This is a genomic window from Herbinix hemicellulosilytica (genome assembly GCF_002904165.1).
GTDB classification, from domain to species: domain Bacteria; phylum Bacillota; class Clostridia; order Lachnospirales; family Lachnospiraceae; genus Mobilitalea; species Mobilitalea hemicellulosilytica.
On the sequence record NZ_CVTD020000016.1, the window covers coordinates 99567 to 117893 of the forward strand.

An 18327-nucleotide genomic window follows, 5' to 3' on the forward strand; every position below is an offset into this window, starting at 1 on the left:
AAAAGAAATGATAAGTCATAAAAAATGCGGCATACCCTTAAGATATGCCGCATTTTTTATATTTAAAATTTATCGATTATTTTGTTTCGATAATGTATTGATTCAGGATGCTTTCAAGCATTTCCTGTCTGCCGGATTTGTTAGGAGTTACTCCGTTCTTTAATGCGTATGCTTCTAATTCCTTAAATCCGACTTTACCTTCAACGATATCTTTACCGATACCTTCTCTGTAGCTTGCATAGCGCTCAGCTTTGAAGTTTTCAAATACCTTATCCTCAAGAAGCTTAGCTGCAACTTTCAGGCCTCTTGCGAATGTATCCATACCTGCAATATATCCGTAGAATAAATCGTCATCCTCGAATGATGCACGACGTACTTTAGCATCGAAGTTAAGACCGCCTGAACCAAGTCCGCCGTTTAACAGAATTTCATACATAGCAAGAGTAGTATCATAAAGGTTTGTCGGGAACTGGTCTGTATCCCATCCAAGCATAGGATCACCGATGTTGGCATCTACACTGCCCAGTACACCGTTAATTCTTGCCATGTTAAGCTCATGCTGGAATGTATGCATAGCCAGTGTTGCATGGTTTGCTTCGATATTCATCTTGAAGTAAGGCAGTAAGTCATATTTTCTTAAGAAGCCGATTACTGTAGCCACATCAAAGTCATATTGATGCTTTGTAGGTTCCTTCGGCTTAGGCTCGATCAGTAACTGACCGGTAAATCCGATTTCCTTAGCATAGTCAACTGCCATTCTAAGCAGTCTTGCAAAGTTATCAAGTTCAAGAGCAGTATCTGTATTCAGAAGGGTTTCATATCCTTCACGGCCGCCCCAGAATACATAGTTCTCACCGCCGAGCTCCTTAGTGATTTCCATAGCCTTCTTAATCTGAGCTGCGGTATATGCAAATACGGTAGCATTGCAGGATGTTCCGGCACCATGTACAAACTTAGCATCGCCAAATGCATTTGTAGTACCCCACAGGCACTTAATACCGGTGCGTTTCATCTCTTCTTTAATAACGGCTACGATCTCATCTAATCTTCTGTTTGTTTCAGCAAGATCGTTAGGAACTATAGGAGCAATGTCCGCATCGTGGAAGCAGAAATATTGAATCTGCATTTTCTCCATAAATTCGAATGCGGCACGTACTCTTTCTTTAGCCTTTTCCATAACATCTTCGGTATTGTCCCAATGGCGGTTCATAGTATCTCCACCGAAAGGATCTCTACCCATGTAGGTAAAGGTATGCCAATAGGACATTGCAAATCTTAAGTGCTCTTTCATGGGTTTTCCCATTACTACTTCATCGGGATTGTAGTACTTAAATGCGAGAGGGTTCTTGCTTTGAGGGCCTTCATACTGGATTTTGTCAACTTTAAAATATGCCATATTTTATTCCTCCTTTTATAAAAGATTAAATTCTTATTGTTTACACCTAAAGCTCCAAGCCATACAAAACAGTTCAGGTAATCATTGTGTGTTCTATACCAATTTAAATTAACGCACTATAAATATGCTTAACAATTATATGTAATCTATTCTATAAAAAATCTTTATCATAAAATTCTTGATATAGACTGCTAATGAATTACCTGATTATATTATAATACCTTGATGACAATTTTACAACAACAATTTGTCAATTTAATAAACTAATTTAGAAAATGTTAATAATCATACTAAATCTGTTTATTTTTTTGTTAATATTGCTTATTTACTCCCGTTTGATTTATCACCGATTTATCATACACTTATTAAATAAAAAAATATATAAAAACACTTCCCCGCCTTACCCCCTAATTTAAAAATGATATTTAAATCAGGAAAAGATGAATCATTATAAACAAAAAAGACGGCAGCCATATGTATGCCGTCTTGTACCTGTCAGGTTATAACTTACTCATGCTTCTTTTTTTAAACCTCATCTGATTTTAAAAAACATTTATAATCTTTTTAAATTATTTATCATAGTCAATTTATTGTTTATGCGACAGATTTTTATTAAAGCAAGATAAAATTTAGGTAAATAATATATCAGGCCCAGACGCATTCTGGTATAAAACGGCGTAGTTTTAATATGTCTAACTATGCCGTATTCTTTTCTAAATTCGGCTCTTGCATTTTCAAGACTTTTCGGATCCTCTTTTATCTTAAGCTGATAAATATAATAATCCCCAAGAAATTCGCAGTAATATTCATGGGTCAAATTTAAAAGATCGCTTTCACTGTTTTTGAAATATTGAATTCTGTCTTTATAATATTTCATAACGGTATCCAAACATAATTTAATTTCACTATTAAAGCCGATTTCAGGATCTTTAAAATACATTTTTCTTTCTGTTTCTGATATTTTCTCTGTCCTGTAATACAAAGGATACATATAGAAATCAGACATGGACAAGTCTTCAAATAAAGCTATGTCAAAGACCTTGCCGTAAAGATCATAAGTAAACTTTCGGCTCATAAAGGCCGGGGTTCTCTTATATACCCTGATTTTTCCCCTTTCTGACAAGTACCGGGTATTGCTATCCTTTTTTGTACCTGTCTTGCAGCATGCTATCCGGCATTTATATTTTAAACATATCCTCGCTAATATCCTAATCATATCTTTGTGGAGCCTGTCATTGCTGTCAACAAATGCGACATAGTTTCCGTTAGCATGCTTAAGACCCTCATAAAAAGCCGATAGTTTTTCATTGTCTTTATTGTCAGGACTATAGTTAACTATACGTATTCTAAAATCCATCAGGGTAAGATTATGGCATATTAAGTTAATGCAATCTTTTGAATTATTCACCATTAAGATAATTTCCAAATTCGCATATGATTGCCCTATAATACTTTCTATGCACCCGTATAAGGTTTCCTCATTATTTGACACAGCCACAATTACACTGACCAAAGGTTTGGTTTTCATTACATCCTCCATGTTATTTCAAGTTTCTGTTCCAACTTATCTTTGATTAATTTACTTATTATCCTGCTGTCATGCATTCTGCCGCATAATTCGCGGGAGCAATCAGCCATATTGGCTTTAAGCTCCTTATTTTCAAGCAAAAGAAATATCTTATCCGCCCACTTTTTTGCATCGTTAGCAGGCAGGATAAATCCGTTATATCCTTCTATAACCAGGCTTCTGTTAACCGGATGGTCGGATGCCAGTATCGGTCTTCCGGCTGCTTCTGCTTCGATAATATGTCCTTCCCTTACAGAAACATTTATTTGAACGAATATGCTGCAAACTTCCAGATATGGTCTTATATCGGGGGTATCTCCTATATAGTATATATGTTTGCTCTCACATGCTTCATTAAACTCCCCTTCTGATAAAACCGTTGACTCTTCGGCTAAAGTTCCCGAAAGCAAAAACCTGACTTTTGGATATTTCTCTCTGACAATTTTTGCAGTTTCAATAAAACATTTTATTCCATGACTGCATAAAACAGGCATTGACATATATACCAAATCTGTTTTTGGAAGGGGATATACGTATGCCTTTTCAATATTTACCCCCCAGCTTCTAAGCAAAACTGCCCTGTCTTTACAATTAAATTTAAATCTGTCTGCCATTTCATAATCATCATTATAGACAAAAAATACTGTTTTGGAACGACCTATTATGTATCTGTACATCAGCCTGTACATAATGCTTCTTTTGCTTTTTACTTGCTGAAGGCTTTCAATTATTACAGAATACATGGTATTTTTAAAAAGCCTGAACATTATTCCTGCTGCCAGAGTCCCTTTGCTAAGATGAAGAAGGATTTTATCCGGTTTTAAAACTTTATATGCCATAAGGCAGTAAACCATAAATTTAAAGTATCCTGAAACATATTTTTGCCCGTTTGTGGACACGTAAAATAGCTTATATCTCTTATTATAGGAATCAAAAAAAGGCTCTCTTTCAACTGATAAAAGTATAACCTCGTATCCCGAATCAAGAAGTTCTTCGATTAAACATTTTTTTTCTTTTTTGTATGATGACCATTTATCAACTATAACCATAATTTTCATTGTGATATTCACCCGACCTGCCGATAAATTATAAATCAAGAAGCCTTCTTACATTCAAAAGTCCCCATCCCTGCTTTTCCCATTTTTCACCCAAATCTACCGCACTGTTTCTGAGCCTTAGTTTTACTTCACGGTTGGTAAGCCATGGATATGCAGACAAAAGCAAGGCAATTGCACCTGAAACCACCGGTGTAGCCATTGAGGTTCCGCTTTTTATCGTATACATCATAGGAAAAGATTCGCTTATAAATTTTGGGGTACCCATTCTGCCTTTAGTTGCCAAACGATTAGTGTTACAGGAAATTATGTTGGAGCCGGGAGCCACAATATCAGGTTTTTTTATGCAATATGGAGTCGGTCCTCTGCCCGAATAATTTTTGGTTTTAGAGCCGAATACTTCCACTGACATATTATCATCGGAAGAACCTACCGTAATTACTTTCCTACTGATTCCCGGAGTAGATATAGTCATGGGTTCTGGCCCGTTATTTCCTGCCGCAACCACAACTACAATCCCACTGTCCCAAACCGCATTTACTCCCTGTACCAGCAGTGAATTCTCATCCAGGCTTTCTTTAGCGGTAGTTCCTACACTAACGTTTACCACCCGTATATTATATTTCTTCCGATTATCAATGATCCACTGAAGTCCCGCAAGGACATCAGATATATTGCCGTCTCCTTTATGATCAAGGACCTTAACGGCAATCAGATTGCATTTGGGTGCCACTCCCATATATTTGCCCTTTGATGAATATCCGTTTCCTCCGATAATCCCGGCAACATGGGTACCGTGCCCGTTGTCATCATATGGTTCTGTCCTGGCATTTACAAAATCCTTAAAGGCAATAACCCTGTTTCCGCCTTCGGTAAAATCCCTATGAAGGCATATTCCGGTATCTACTATTGCAACCCCTATCCCTTCTCCGTAGATCCCTCTTTCATGGGCCCACTTAGTTTCGATTATATCGTTAACCCTATTCATCTGAGCGGTTATATGGGCATCAAGCTCAATATCAATCAGCCCGTCCAGCCCTTTTATCAAATCAAGTTTGCTTTTTTCTACTTCAAGAACATAAGCATCTATCATGGGTAATTTATATTTTATGTGTCCAAACTCTTCTAATGCTATCCGCCTGCTTTCATAATCCTTACAATGAACTATAATTTGTATTTTATTGCTTTCTTTCATGCAAAACTCCAATCGTTTTTTTATTATCCTATTCCGACAGCTTACCCAATATTCTAATCACATTTAATTCGTTTTTTGTTTCCAAAAATATCTATGATTTATTATAAAAACAGGAAATCAGTCAAGCTGTCTGTCATATGATACAGTGTAATTAATATTAGGAGGAAGTCTATGAGTGATTTAGCAGCTACTCATTGCGACCGTGGCGTCGGCGGATTCAATGACTGCGGATGGTTAATCCTGCTGATTATCCTGATTTTGTGTTGCTGCAACAACAATAACGGTGTATTCGGAGGAAGAGATTGTAACGGTGATGATAATTGCGGATTCCTTATCATCATTATCCTTCTCATCCTCTGCTGCTGCAACAACAACGTTTTCGGCTTCTAATACGGGACAAAAAAAATTCTTTAAAAAAAGCTGTCAAATCGTAGCACAGCTACGATTACGGCAGCTTTTTTTATAATATTTACAAGTTATGATTATTAACCGAAGATATAATTTGTTTAGCCTAAATCAAATTTTATGATATAATGTACTAATCTTTAGCGGTATTAATATTTTACTTTATAAAAAAATGTTGCGCAGGCTGAAGTTTTTATACTTCAGTCTGCGCAGCTTTTTAATACAGTTTTCGTAGCAAATATGATTATTTTGCCTAAAAGTATGACCTCATAACTGCTTTTTAATATTTTAAATAATGAAACATAAAATTATATTAAACGTTTTCTGTTTCTTTTTAACCGTTCCAAACATTCCCTGTCTATTTCATATATTGTATTCTCTTCTATAATTAAATCATCATCGCTCTTTCTGCCTGAGGTTTCTCTATGCCCGGGACGGTTCGTGTTTTTATAATTTCCTTCATCCCTTGTATATCCGTATCCGTAATAATAACGAGGATAATTATTATGATTATCCATCTTAAGCCTCACAGTTTTATTGTCATTTCAGTATATGATTAATTTTTTACAAATGTCATTAAACCGTTGAAACAGGATAAGATTTCCTTTATACTATGAGTAAATATTTTCGCCGATGCTTAAAATAAATTTTCTGAATGAAAATTTATTTATCGACATCAATAATATATAAAGCAGAAATATTGCCTATTATTGTCCCGTTATTATGATAAAGATTTCAATAATGCATAAATTACAATATTGGAGTGATAAAAATGTCAGGATCAATTTACGGAAAATGTTTTACTATATCTACCTGGGGCGAATCCCACGGTGAAGGATACGGAGTTGTTATAGACGGCTGTCCGGCAGGCCTGCCTTTAGACGAAAGTCAGATACAGGCATATTTAAAACGCAGAAAGCCCGGTCAGTCAAAATTCTCTACTCCAAGAAAAGAAGAAGACAAAGTACGGATTTTATCCGGAGTTTTTGAGGGAAAGACTACGGGAACCCCTATTTCTTTAATAGTTTTCAACGAAAACCAGCGTTCATCCGATTATTCCGATATAGCTTCCTATTACCGGCCCGGGCATGCCGATTATACCTATGATATGAAATACGGTTTCAGAGATTACAGGGGAGGCGGCCGTTCCTCAGGAAGAGAAACTATAAGCAGGGTGGCTGCCGGTGCTATAGCTTCTGCAATTCTTAAGGAACTGGGTATTACGGTATATGCCTACACAAAATCCATAGGCCCGGTAACTATCGAGTATCAGAAATGCCGTAAAGAATTCTCTATGCAAAATCCCCTTTACATGCCGGATCTTGAAGCGGCAAAAAAGGCCGAAGAATATATCATGGAAAAACAGGCAGAAAACGATTCGGTTGGCGGAGTAATTGAATGTATAGTAACCGGAATGCCTCCCGGCATTGGAGAGCCGGTATTCGACAAGCTTGATGCCGCTCTTGCCAAGGCTGTTATGTCTATCGGAGCAGTTAAAGGAGTAGAAATCGGAGACGGTTTTCAGGTTACTACCCGAACAGGATCAGAGAATAACGATCCTTTTGCTTATGATCAAAATAAACGCTTGATAAAACTAACCAACCATGCAGGGGGAATATTGGGAGGTTTAAGCGACGGTTCCGAAATAATCCTTAGAGCCGCTATAAAACCTACCGCTTCAATAGGAAGGCCTCAAAGAACTGCTAATAAAAATAATGAAAATATAGAAATTCAGATTGTCGGCCGCCATGATCCCATAATCGTACCCAGAGCCGTTGTTGTGGTAGAATCCATGGTAGCAATTACTCTGGTTGATTTCCTTTTCCAGGGAATGACCGCAAGAATGGACCGGATTAAGGAATTTTATAACCTATATAAACAATAAAAATTAACTATAAGACAAATTTGACAGTTTTAGTTTTCTTATAGTATAATTTTATGGAATTATATGTAAAATATAGGTTAAGTATTAATGTATTATTTTATGGATATGTAATGATATATACTTACATTAAAAAAATAAACCGCTAAAATAATATATTAGTGAGGTTTTAGTTTAGTATGAAATCACAAAAATACTTTATATTATTTTCAATTTTCATCATAATTCTCTTATCTTTATATGGCTGTAAGAAAAAAAGCGAAAACATTGAGCCTATAGAGGATTTACTCTTGTCACAACTTGACTGGAAAGCCGATGATTTCCTGTCTTTTCTTGATGATGAAAAACAAAAAAATATAATTTCGATTAAAAATATCTATTACGGGGATTTTACTGACGATGACGAAGAAGATTTACTGGTACTTTTTCATGTTTCACATGACGATATAGGCGGGCGTGACCATTACATTGCTGCCGTATACAATAGAAAAAGTCTTGATATCAGAACTCAACAAACCATACTATCTGAAAATGTAAGTATATATGTTTTGCCATATGAAAACGGAAAAGATTATATCTTATGTGTGGGCAATACGGTTTATCAGGGAATCCCGGCTTATACGGCACAATTGTATCAAATACAGGATAATAATTGGGCATCAATTCCCATATCAAATTATAATCAGGATGATAGCTATATTTATGCGGTAACAGACAATTCATTATTGCACATTGTTGAAATAAAATTCGATGATCATATGGAAATATCCTATAATTATATGTCTACTCTCTATTGGGACAGTTTTAGCGGAAAATTTGTTGATATATCAGAATCCGGATATCCTTACAGGTAACAGAAAAAACCTTAAGTGCTTACCATAACCTAATCTATCATTTCAGGGCTGTTTAGATGTGAGTTTAATATTACTGTTAAAACAGCCTTGTTTTTGTGCCCATATAAATAAAATGATAAACAGTAATAGTTTTTATATTTTAATCATATCCGATCTACTTTTAGCAATTATGTTCAAATCATAAAAATCAATTCATTTTAACTAAAATTATTCATTTCTGCCTACTATTCATAATTTTATCTTTTCATATCTTATTTTAAATGTGACATCCTATTTATAAGAAATATTTTAGTCAATTTAAAATATTTAGTTATTTCATTTATTATTTTATTCACTGAATATGCTCAAATAATTACTGCATTTTTTAACTTTTTAGCCTCAATCTAATAGAATAAAATTACAGTTTCTATAACTTTTTGCCATGCCGAAACTACTTTATAATTAAATAAAAAAAGGTATTGACATCCATATTTTTATATGTATAATGGTAATTGCATTTTGTTTAGAAATGCTAAACTCTAAGTTTATTTTTATTAAATTTTCAAAAAAAGGAGTTTTTTATGAACATCGGTCAAAAGATTAAGGAATTACGTATCCAAAAAAACCTGACTCAGGAAGAATTGGCCGATCGGGCAGAGTTGTCCAAAGGCTTTATTTCTCAATTAGAACGGGATTTAACCTCTCCTTCCATTGCTACCCTGGTAGACATCTTACAATGTCTGGGAACAAATTTGGAGGAGTTTTTCAGCGGTACCTCTGCCGAACAAGTTGTTTTTAAAAAGTCAGATTATTTCGAGAAATATGATGCTGAACTTAAGAGCCTGGTAAAGTGGATAATCCCCAATGCCCAAAAAAATATAATGGAGCCGATACTCCTTACTTTGGAACCCGGCGGTTCTACATACCCGGATAATCCCCATGAGGGCGAGGAATTCGGTTATGTATTAAGCGGCAGTATAACTCTACATATCGGGAACCGTACCTATAAGGTCAAAAAAGGAGAATCATTCTATTTTACGGCAAATAAGCAACATTATGTTACGGCTTCAGAAAAAACCGGAGCTACCTTGCTCTGGGTATCCACACCACCGAGTTTCTAAAATATAAAAAGGAGAATTGCCCATGACGGATAATAAATTAATAAATCTTGTAAATATAACCAAATCCTATGGCGACAATGTCGTGTTGGATGATTTAAACTTATATATTCGAGAAAATGAATTTGTTACTTTGCTTGGCCCTTCCGGCTGCGGCAAAACTACCACATTAAGAATAATCGGTGGTTTTGAAACACCAGATAAAGGGCAGGTAATTTTTGAAGGCAAGGATATTACGAAAGTGCCGCCTAATGAAAGACAGGTTAATACCGTATTCCAAAAGTACGCTCTTTTTAATCATATGACAATCGCCGAAAATATAGCATTCGGACTTAAAATAAAGAAAAAAAGCAAGGCCTACATTCAGGATAAAATAAAGTATGCCCTTAAGCTTGTTAACCTGGATGGATTTGAAAATCGTATGCCGGATTCATTAAGCGGTGGCCAACAACAACGTATCGCCATAGCCAGGGCAATTGTTAACGAGCCGAAGGTGCTTTTACTGGATGAGCCTCTCGGAGCTTTGGATTTAAAACTTCGTCAGGATATGCAGTATGAGCTTATAAGGCTTAAGAATGAACTCGGCATTACTTTTGTATATGTAACACACGATCAGGAAGAAGCCCTTACAATGTCTGATACCATAGTCGTAATGAATCAGGGCTATATCCAGCAGATAGGTACTCCGGAAGAAATTTATAACGAGCCTAAGAATGCTTTCGTTGCGGATTTCATAGGAGAAAGCAATATTCTTCCCGGTATAATGGTTGAGGATAAACTTGTAAACATATTCGGAGTAAACTTTGTATGTGTTGATACCGGTTTCGGAAAAAACAAACCGGTGGATGTGGTAATACGTCCCGAAGATATCGATTTGGTTAAACCTGAAGAAGGTATCATCAAAGGAGTAGTAACTTCTCTGATATTTAAAGGTGTCCATTATGAAATGGAAGTTCACGCTTGCGATCATGACTGGCTGGTACATTCTACGGATTTGTTCCCTGTAGGTACCGAGGTAGGCATCTGGGTGGATCCTTTTGATATCCAGATTATGAATAAACCCGAATCCGAAGACGAAGAAGCTGTTGAAGTAGAGTTATAGGAGGATCCCATGAAGTTAAGGAATGTTTTAAAAACCAGAACTCCAAAATCTCCTGTGCACAAAAGCGCAAGCGGTCCGAATATGCCGAAAGCAAAATGGTTGTCTTTCCCTTATATAGTATGGATGATTGGCTTTATTATAATTCCTCTTGTTGTAATTTTTTACTACGGGCTGACAACATCAGACAGCACATTTACACTGAATAATATAGCACTTGTCATGGATCCTATAAACCTTAAAGCCTTAAAACAGGCATTGGAGCTGTCTCTTGTAAGTACTGTTATCTGCTTATTGCTGGCTTACCCACTTGCCATGATTTTAAATAAATCAAAAATGAACAGTAACAGCTTTATAGTAATGATTATTATTCTTCCCATGTGGATGAACTTTTTGTTAAGAACTATAGCCTGGCAAAACATCCTGGAAAAAACCGGAATAATAAATACCATACTGAACTTTTTCAAACTGCCTACAGTTAATATCATTAACACTCCTGCTGCAATCATTCTCGGTATGGTATATAATTTTTTGCCTTTTATGGTCCTTCCCATATACAATGTCCTGATAAAAATTGACCAGGATGTTATAAATGCGGCAAGAGATTTGGGTGCAAACGGAATGCAGACCTTTTTAAAAATTATACTTCCGTTAAGCCTTCCCGGAGTCATAAGCGGTATAACAATGGTATTTGTACCCTCTCTTACTACCTTTGTAATTTCAACTATTTTGGGAGGTAACAAAATCGTCCTGATTGGTAACGTTATCGAACAGCAATTCCGTGTCGGTAACTGGCATGCAGGTTCGGGACTTTCATTGGTGCTTATGATTTTTATCTTGATAAGCATGGCTATATTATCCAAATACGATAAGGAGGGAAGCAGCCTATGGTAAAGAAATTTTTCGAGCGGTTTTATGTAGGGCTTATAATATTATTTTTATACGCTCCGATTATTATATTAATTTTATTATCCTTTAACAGTTCAAAATCAAGAGCCAAATGGGGCGGCTTTACCCTCCGCTGGTATAGGGAGCTGTTTAAAAACGAAAGTATAATGAATGCCTTATATACTACATTGATTATTGCTGTTTTATCAGCACTTATTGCAACCATAATCGGTACCGCAGCCGCAATCGCAATTAACAGTATGAAAAAGACTCCGCGGACCATAATGATTGCGATAACCAATATCCCTATGCTTAATGCAGATATTGTCACAGGTATTTCGCTTATGCTTTTATTTGTGGCGCTTAAGTTTACTTTGGGCTTTACCAGCGTGCTGATATCACATATAACCTTTAACATACCTTACGTAATATTAAGCGTCATGCCTAAACTAAAGCAATTAAACCCTCACACATATGAGGCTGCTTTGGATTTGGGAGCCACACCCCTTTATGCTTTTTTTAAAGTTATTTTGCCCGATATATTCCCCGGCGTACTGACAGGATTCTTTTTGGCCTTCACCATGTCATTGGATGACTTTGTAATTACTCACTTTACCAAAGGCCCTCAGATAAATACTCTTTCAACCAAGATATATACGGAAGTACGTAAAGGTATAAAACCTGAGATTTATGCCCTTTCCACCTTAATGTTTGTAACGGTATTACTTTTACTGATTATCATCAATCGTAAAAATGATAAGAATGCAAATAAAAATACAATAATCAGTAAAATATAGCTTATTTAATTAAGTAATATTTTCATTTAATTAAATATGGTAACTTTTTATTGTCATAATTTTAAATCAAAATATAAGGAGGCACGAAATGAAAAAAATCTTTACTTTAACTGCCCTTTTGATATTTGCGGTCATGCTTACGGGATGCTCCTCAAAAAATGAGAAAAAAGTATATGTATATAACTGGGGTGAATATATTGATCCCGAAGTACTGGATCTTTTTGAGGAAGAAACGGGTATCAAGGTAGTTTACGATGAATTTGAACAAAACGAAGATATGTATCCTAAAATTCAATCAGGGGCAGTAAATTATGATGTTGTTTGCCCTTCGGATTATATGATCCAGAAGATGATAGAAAATGATCTTTTGTATGAGATTAATTTTGATAATGTTCCCAATATAAAATATATTGATCCTGCTTACTTAAAAAGTGCCGAAGCATTTGATCCCGGCAACAAGTACTCCGTTCCTTACTGCTGGGGAACCGTGGGCATCCTGTATAACAAGACCATGGTTGACGAACCGGTAGACAGCTGGAGCATTATATTTGACGAAAAATATGCCGGCAATATCCTTATGATGGACAGTGTAAGGGATGCATTCGGAATTGCCCTCAAATATCTCGGTTATGACTTAAACTCCACAAACGAGGCAGAACTGGAAGAAGCCAAAGCCCTGCTTCAGAAGCAATATCCTCTTGTTCAGGCTTATGTAGTTGACCAGGTCCGCGATAAGATGATAGGCGGAGAAGCTGCCATCGGTGTGATTTACTCCGGAGAAGCCATTTATACCAAAAGAGAAAATCCTGACCTTGAATATGTAGTTCCTAAAGAAGGTTCCAATGTATGGATTGATGCCTGGGTAATTCCTAAGACCAGTAAAAACAAAGAATATGCCGAAGCATTCATTAACTTTATGTGCAAACCTGAAATAGCTTTAAAGAACTTTGAATATATCACCTATTCCACACCTAATATGGGTGCCAGAGAGCTTATTGAGGACGAGGAAATCAAAAACAGCCCTATTGCTTTCCCGCCACAGGAAATCCTTGACAGATGTACCGCTTACAAATATCTTGGCGAAGAAGTCGAAAGCCTCTATATCCAGAAATGGAATGAAGTAAAAGGGGAATAAAAAAGATTGAATTAAAGATTTGTGTTTCAGTAGCTTTAATTCAAAAAGAAATTATTTAGTGAAAGATAAGATATTAAAATTTGCATAAAGTCCTAAAGTAATTGTAAGTCAATAAATATTATTGATTATCGATAAATATTTATTGACTTACATTTTTTTATGTGATATTTTCAAGAAAAACCGGCTAAATCAAACTATGCAGCATTTTACATAAGGTTTAATTTACAGGAGGATTTAAAATGAAGAAATTTTCTCTGGTTCTGTTTACAAAGGGATTGCTGGACTTTATGTTTTTTAGCGGGATAATAATTTGTATAAGTGTCCCCTTCCTGTTTAAGCATGCAGGAAGATATATCAATATTTTTGATCTCTATTATGTACCCTTATCCATAATTTATATAATTTCAGGAATATTCGCTCTGGCAATATTAAGTGAGCTTCGCAAAATGTTCAAAACTGTAATAAATGAAAATCCCTTTATAAGGGAAAACGTAACTTCTCTTAAGAAAATGGGCATCTATGCTTTTGTTATAGCCGTACTTATGGGAGTAAAACTTATTTTTACGGTAACATTTGCTGCTTTGGTACTTATACTGGTATTTATAATTGCCGGTTTGTTTTCCCTGGTGCTTGCCCAGGTGTTTGATCAGGCCGTTACTTATAAACTTGAAAATGATCTGACTATATAAGGAGGGATTTGAGTGATTTTAGTAAATCTGGACGTTGTAATGGCTAAACGCAAAATCGGACTGGCCGAACTGGCAAAAAAAGTAGACATAACCCAGGCAAATCTCTCCATACTGAAAAACAATAAAGCAAAAGCCATCCGTTTCAGTACCCTGGATGCAATCTGCAAGGCCCTAAACTGCCAGCCCGGAGATATACTGGTATATGTTGAGGATGAAGATAATGATGGAAACGAAATCCGCAGCGATGTTAAAGCCTGACATTTACCTGTCCATATTGGCCGCCAATCAAGGCGGTTTTTTTATTTTACATATTCTTAAAATCGTATATGCTCAGCCGTAAACTAAAAGCTAATATACTTAAAGTTTTTAGATTGGTATTATTTTTATTTTACGGCCTCCCGATTCAATATATTCCGTCTGTACTTCGTAATGTAACATCATTTTTTGAAAGTCAATAAAAATTTATCGATTATCGATAAATTTTTATTGACTTTCAATTATTATTATGATAATAAATTATATAGAAATTATAAAGTCAAATAAAACTGAACCTATATAATTTTCATCTTTAAGGGGGTTATATATTATGGAACATGATGATAACAACTTGATAATTAAAATACGCCGTGAATTCGGATTTTTTGCGGGAATAAGTGTGCTTTTTGGTATATCTTCCACCGCTTTGTTTTACAGAGCAAGTGTCGGACTAAATTCACTTTTATTTACCGTGATTATTGCCGGGCTTTTTATATTTATTTCAAATAAACTAAATTTAAAAATGACACCGGAAGTTGTTTTTTGCTTATCAGGTGCCTTACTGTTGGGCCTTTCCAATGTATTAACCTCAAGCTTTAATTTGCAGTTTTTAAATAATGTAGGCATACTTTTACTTTGGGATTTCTCCTTAATCCGTTTGCTTTGCATAAAAAAATCCCCGGACTTTGCGGATAATTTGCTTGAGTTAATTAAACTTCCTTTTAACGCCATATCCTCCATAGGAATGATCTTTACAGACGGAAACCGTTTTGTTAAAAGCAAAAAGATTATAAAAAGCGACAGGCTCAGAAATATTTTAATAGGCTGCATTATTGCAATACCGCTCTTAATTATAAATCTTGCCCTTTTATCAAGAGCCGATTTGCTGTTCGGAAAAATAACAGGCAAAATGTTTTCATGGATTTTTAGCAGTGATATTTTCATTGTCCTTATATTGGTTATTTTAGCTGCCATTTGCTGTTATTCCCTCTTATGCGGGGCGGCCAAGGAAACTCCCGATGAACAAAAAGAAATCAAAGCAAGCCCGACAATAGGGATAACGATTTCTGCCATTATGCTTGCCACATACATTATTTTTTGCGGAATTCAGATTTTGTATCTTTTTGCCGGCGGAATATTTACCCTGCCCGAAGAATTTACCTATTCCGAATATGCAAGGCGCGGTTTTTTTGAGTTGCTGGCAGTTACAGGCTTTAATATAATCCTTACTTTGGTTTGTTCAAAAGTTTTTGAAGCCAACAGACGGCTAAGGTTTATACTTACAGCTATAACAGCCTGTACTTATATTATGATAGCTTCTGCCACATATCGGATGCTTTTATATATAGGGGCGTATCATCTGACTTTCTTACGGCTTTTTGTTCTCTTGTTTTTACTTATAGATGCCCTGATACTGGCCGGTGTAATCATATCCCTGTATAAGAAAAGCTTTCCCCTGTTCACGTATTCCGTAGTCGTACTTACACTATGCTACGGGGTGTTTTCCCTAAGCAGGCCGGATTACCACATAGCCGGATATCTTGTTAATCATACGGAAAAATTGGAAGAAAAAGACCTCTACTTTTTAGCCACGGAATTGTCCCTTGACGCAGCCCCGGTTGTTCTTCCGCTTTTGGAAAAGCAGTATAATTATGATATTAAGGATATAAAAGAACTGTATTATTACAGATTATTATATACTGATTCCAGGGATTTAAGGGAATATAACCTATCGTACAGCAAAGCCGCAAAGCTTATAAAAAATCGTATAGATGCCAAATAAAAGAAGTAAAAAACCGCTTGGTATGATGTTTTAGAAAATAACATACCGGGCGGTTTTTGATTGATAATGAATCTCTGTGAAGATATAATTATATATATTTAAAACAAGCTGAAAGAGGATTACATGAAAGAAATAAAACCTGAATTAAAAAATAAAATAAAGAATATCCCACCGTTACCAGGTATCTATAAAATGCTTGACAGCCGAGGACAAATTATTTATGTGGGTAAAAGCAAATGTCTGAAAAAAAGAGTGCAGTCATACTTTGTCAAAGACCATAAATGGGAAAAAATAAATAAACTTGTTTCATTTATACATGATGTTGATTTTATAGTTACCGATACACACCTGGAAGCCAGATTGCTGGAATGTGAACTTATTAAATCAATTAAGCCCTACTTTAACTCACAGATGAAAAACGACCAGGGTTATGTGTATCTTAAATTAAATGATTATAACCCATATAATGTTTTGTCTCTGGTAAATGAACGCACCGATAACTCTTATGGCCCATTCAGAAGCCGTAATCTTCTGCTGGAATTTATAAGTCTTATGAAAAATATTTACCCTGTCGGATTTGAAAATAACCGTTATGTTTTTGAGTATCATATATTCCCTGTAGTTATGGATAAGAATGATTATAATCATAATTACAAAATACTGAAAAGCATTTTTGAATTTGAAGATAAAATGAGGCTGTTTATTTCACAGGCAGAAGAAAAAATGTCAGAAGCGGCGAATGCTTACAGGTATGAAACGGCATCGGCATATAGAGATATATTAAATTGCCTTAAATATATTGAACATGGTATTAACGGTTATAAAAATCTTTTTTCCAAAAAATTGGTTTTAAAAATTCCTACGGTTGACGGAGTAAAATTGTTTTATGTAAATAAAGGAAGTATACTCTTATCCAAAAAATATAAAAGGTTATCTGACGTTTACTTAAAGAACTTCATAAATAAAGGAAATCTTATCAGTCAGAAGCAGGAATCAAAAGAAAGTCCCAATGTTTCCGATAAAGCATCCGTGGATTATCGGGATATTCTTTATTCCGAAATATGCAGCCTGCCTGGTGATATGATTTTACACATAGAATAAACCCACCGGAATTAACCCGGTGGGTTTTGTTATAAATATATGTTACATAATCTCTTTATTAAGCATAATCGCTACCTTTATACATAAGTTATATTATCTGATTCTTTCGGGAAAACCTATCTTTTTCTGAACTTTGCGTAAGGTTTTGTTGGCAAAATACTCTGCCTTTTCGGCATTATTTTTTATAATCGAATCAATGTATTCCTTGTCCTTGCTAAGTTCCGCAAATCTTTCCTGAATAGGTTTAAGCATCTGAGCTACCGCTTCACCCACAGCCAGCTTAAATTCTCCGTATCCTTTTCCTTCAAACTCTTTTTCGGTTTCTTCGATTGATTTTCCGGCAGCTATGCTGTAGATTTCAATCAGGTTACTGATACCGGGCTTGTCTTCAGAGTAACGGATTTCATTACCCGAGTCCGTAACCGCCCTCTTGAACTTTCTGATGATAGTATCGGTATCGTCAAGAAGGAATATGCTTGCATTAGGATTCTCATCGGACTTAGACATCTTCTTGGTAGGTTCCTGCAGGCTCATAATTCTTGCGCCGGTTTTCTTAATATAAGGTTCGGGAATTGTAAATACATCCCCGTAAATCTTATTAAATCTTTCGGCTATATCCCTGGTAAGCTCCAAATGCTGCTTCTGGTCCTCTCCTACCGGAACAATATCCGACTGGAATAAAAGAATATCCGCAGCCATAAGAACCGGGTAAGTAAATAAACCGGCATTAATATTCTGAGCATGCTTGGCTGCCTTATCCTTGTACTGGGTCATACGGTTGAGTTCACCCATATAGGTAAAGCAGTTCAAAATCCAGGCAAGTTCCGCATGAGCGGAAACATGGGACTGATAGTAGAGGCAGTTTTTAACAGGATCAAGGCCTGCGGCGATATATAAGGTAAGGAGATTCCTTGCTTTTTTTCTGAGTTCCGCAGGGTCTTGTCTTACGGTTATGGAGTGCATATCCACTACACAATAAAAACACTCATACTCATCTTCGAATTCCAGCCAGTTTTTTAAAGCTCCCAGATAGTTTCCCAAATGAAGGGTTCCCGTAGCCTGCATACCTGAAAACAGAGATTTCTTTCCGTTTAACATCTTATCACTTCCAATTCGAATATTTGTATTC

The 18327-nt window shown here is 35.8% G+C and carries 17 protein-coding genes and 1 pseudogene; 12 read left to right on the plus strand and 6 right to left on the minus strand.

Annotation, left to right across the window (positions count from 1 at the left end; genetic code table 11):
• Nucleotides 1–76: 76 nt before the first annotated feature.
• The 4 genes from xylA to HHT355_RS07600 all read right to left on the minus strand — a co-directional run bounded on the left by xylA (nt 77) and on the right by HHT355_RS07600 (nt 5006).
• Nucleotides 77–1396, minus strand: coding sequence for a xylose isomerase (gene xylA, locus HHT355_RS07585; RefSeq protein ID WP_103202838.1), 1320 nt, complete (start codon nt 1394–1396; stop codon nt 77–79).
• Between the two features lie 553 nt (nt 1397–1949).
• On the minus strand, nt 1950–2924 hold the full coding sequence (locus tag HHT355_RS07590) for a glycosyltransferase family 2 protein (RefSeq protein ID WP_158245927.1): 975 nt from the start codon (nt 2922–2924) through the stop codon (nt 1950–1952).
• Nucleotides 2924–4021 (minus strand): glycosyltransferase, encoded by a 1098-nt coding sequence (locus HHT355_RS07595; RefSeq protein WP_146039177.1) that lies wholly within the window; start codon nt 4019–4021, stop codon nt 2924–2926. The genes HHT355_RS07590 and HHT355_RS07595 overlap by 1 nt, the downstream gene beginning before the upstream one ends.
• 28 nt (nt 4022–4049) lie before the next feature.
• Nucleotides 4050–5006 (minus strand): S8 family peptidase, encoded by a 957-nt coding sequence (locus HHT355_RS07600; protein ID WP_103202910.1) that lies wholly within the window; start codon nt 5004–5006, stop codon nt 4050–4052.
• 378 nt (nt 5007–5384) lie between these two features.
• On the opposite strand from HHT355_RS07600, the gene HHT355_RS07605 reads away from it, so the two are divergent.
• Complete coding sequence (locus tag HHT355_RS07605; protein WP_103202841.1) at nt 5385–5603, plus strand: hypothetical protein; 219 nt, start codon at nt 5385–5387, stop codon at nt 5601–5603.
• Nucleotides 5604–5926: 323 nt separating this feature from the next.
• On the opposite strand, the gene HHT355_RS07610 is transcribed toward HHT355_RS07605, so the two are convergent.
• Nucleotides 5927–6136: a hypothetical protein gene (locus tag HHT355_RS07610; RefSeq protein ID WP_103202842.1), complete on the minus strand. Its 210-nt coding sequence runs from the start codon at nt 6134–6136 to the stop codon at nt 5927–5929.
• Nucleotides 6137–6390: 254 nt separating this feature from the next.
• Between HHT355_RS07610 and aroC the strand changes: the two genes are divergently transcribed.
• From aroC to HHT355_RS07665, 11 genes and pseudogenes are all read left to right on the plus strand, one after another.
• A complete protein-coding gene (gene aroC / locus HHT355_RS07615) occupies nt 6391–7503 on the plus strand; it encodes a chorismate synthase (protein ID WP_103202843.1) in 1113 nt (370 codons plus the stop codon).
• A gap of 176 nt (nt 7504–7679) precedes the next feature.
• The gene (locus HHT355_RS07620) at nt 7680–8354 is read left to right on the plus strand and encodes a hypothetical protein (RefSeq protein WP_146039178.1); all 675 of its coding nucleotides are present in this window, start codon (nt 7680–7682) and stop codon (nt 8352–8354) included.
• A gap of 560 nt (nt 8355–8914) precedes the next feature.
• A complete protein-coding gene (locus HHT355_RS07625) occupies nt 8915–9454 on the plus strand; it encodes a cupin domain-containing protein (protein ID WP_103202845.1) in 540 nt (179 codons plus the stop codon).
• Nucleotides 9455–9476: 22 nt separating this feature from the next.
• Nucleotides 9477–10553: a spermidine/putrescine ABC transporter ATP-binding protein gene (potA, locus tag HHT355_RS07630; RefSeq protein ID WP_103202846.1), complete on the plus strand. Its 1077-nt coding sequence runs from the start codon at nt 9477–9479 to the stop codon at nt 10551–10553.
• A gap of 81 nt (nt 10554–10634) precedes the next feature.
• Nucleotides 10635–11444 carry an ABC transporter permease gene (locus tag HHT355_RS07635; protein ID WP_103202911.1) on the plus strand — a complete coding sequence of 270 codons (810 nt, stop codon included), beginning with the start codon at nt 10635–10637 and terminating at the stop codon, nt 11442–11444.
• Nucleotides 11438–12184 (plus strand): annotated as a pseudogene (locus tag HHT355_RS13975) (ABC transporter permease); the annotation flags it as partial. The gene HHT355_RS07635 and the pseudogene HHT355_RS13975, both read left to right, overlap by 7 nt.
• 139 nt (nt 12185–12323) lie before the next feature.
• Nucleotides 12324–13370, plus strand: coding sequence for an ABC transporter substrate-binding protein (locus HHT355_RS13980; protein WP_103202848.1), 1047 nt, complete (start codon nt 12324–12326; stop codon nt 13368–13370).
• Nucleotides 13371–13609: 239 nt separating this feature from the next.
• Nucleotides 13610–14059, plus strand: coding sequence for a DUF2975 domain-containing protein (locus tag HHT355_RS07650; protein WP_103202849.1), 450 nt, complete (start codon nt 13610–13612; stop codon nt 14057–14059).
• A gap of 12 nt (nt 14060–14071) precedes the next feature.
• On the plus strand, nt 14072–14317 hold the full coding sequence (locus HHT355_RS07655) for a helix-turn-helix domain-containing protein (RefSeq protein WP_278320047.1): 246 nt from the start codon (nt 14072–14074) through the stop codon (nt 14315–14317).
• A 328-nt stretch (nt 14318–14645) separates the two neighbouring features.
• Nucleotides 14646–16097: a DUF4153 domain-containing protein gene (locus HHT355_RS07660; RefSeq protein ID WP_103202850.1), complete on the plus strand. Its 1452-nt coding sequence runs from the start codon at nt 14646–14648 to the stop codon at nt 16095–16097.
• A gap of 123 nt (nt 16098–16220) precedes the next feature.
• Nucleotides 16221–17198: a GIY-YIG nuclease family protein gene (locus tag HHT355_RS07665; RefSeq protein WP_103202851.1), complete on the plus strand. Its 978-nt coding sequence runs from the start codon at nt 16221–16223 to the stop codon at nt 17196–17198.
• Between the two features lie 93 nt (nt 17199–17291).
• On the opposite strand, the gene trpS is transcribed toward HHT355_RS07665, so the two are convergent.
• Nucleotides 17292–18296, minus strand: coding sequence for a tryptophan--tRNA ligase (gene trpS / locus HHT355_RS07670; protein WP_103202852.1), 1005 nt, complete (start codon nt 18294–18296; stop codon nt 17292–17294).
• Nucleotides 18297–18327 lie beyond the last annotated feature (31 nt).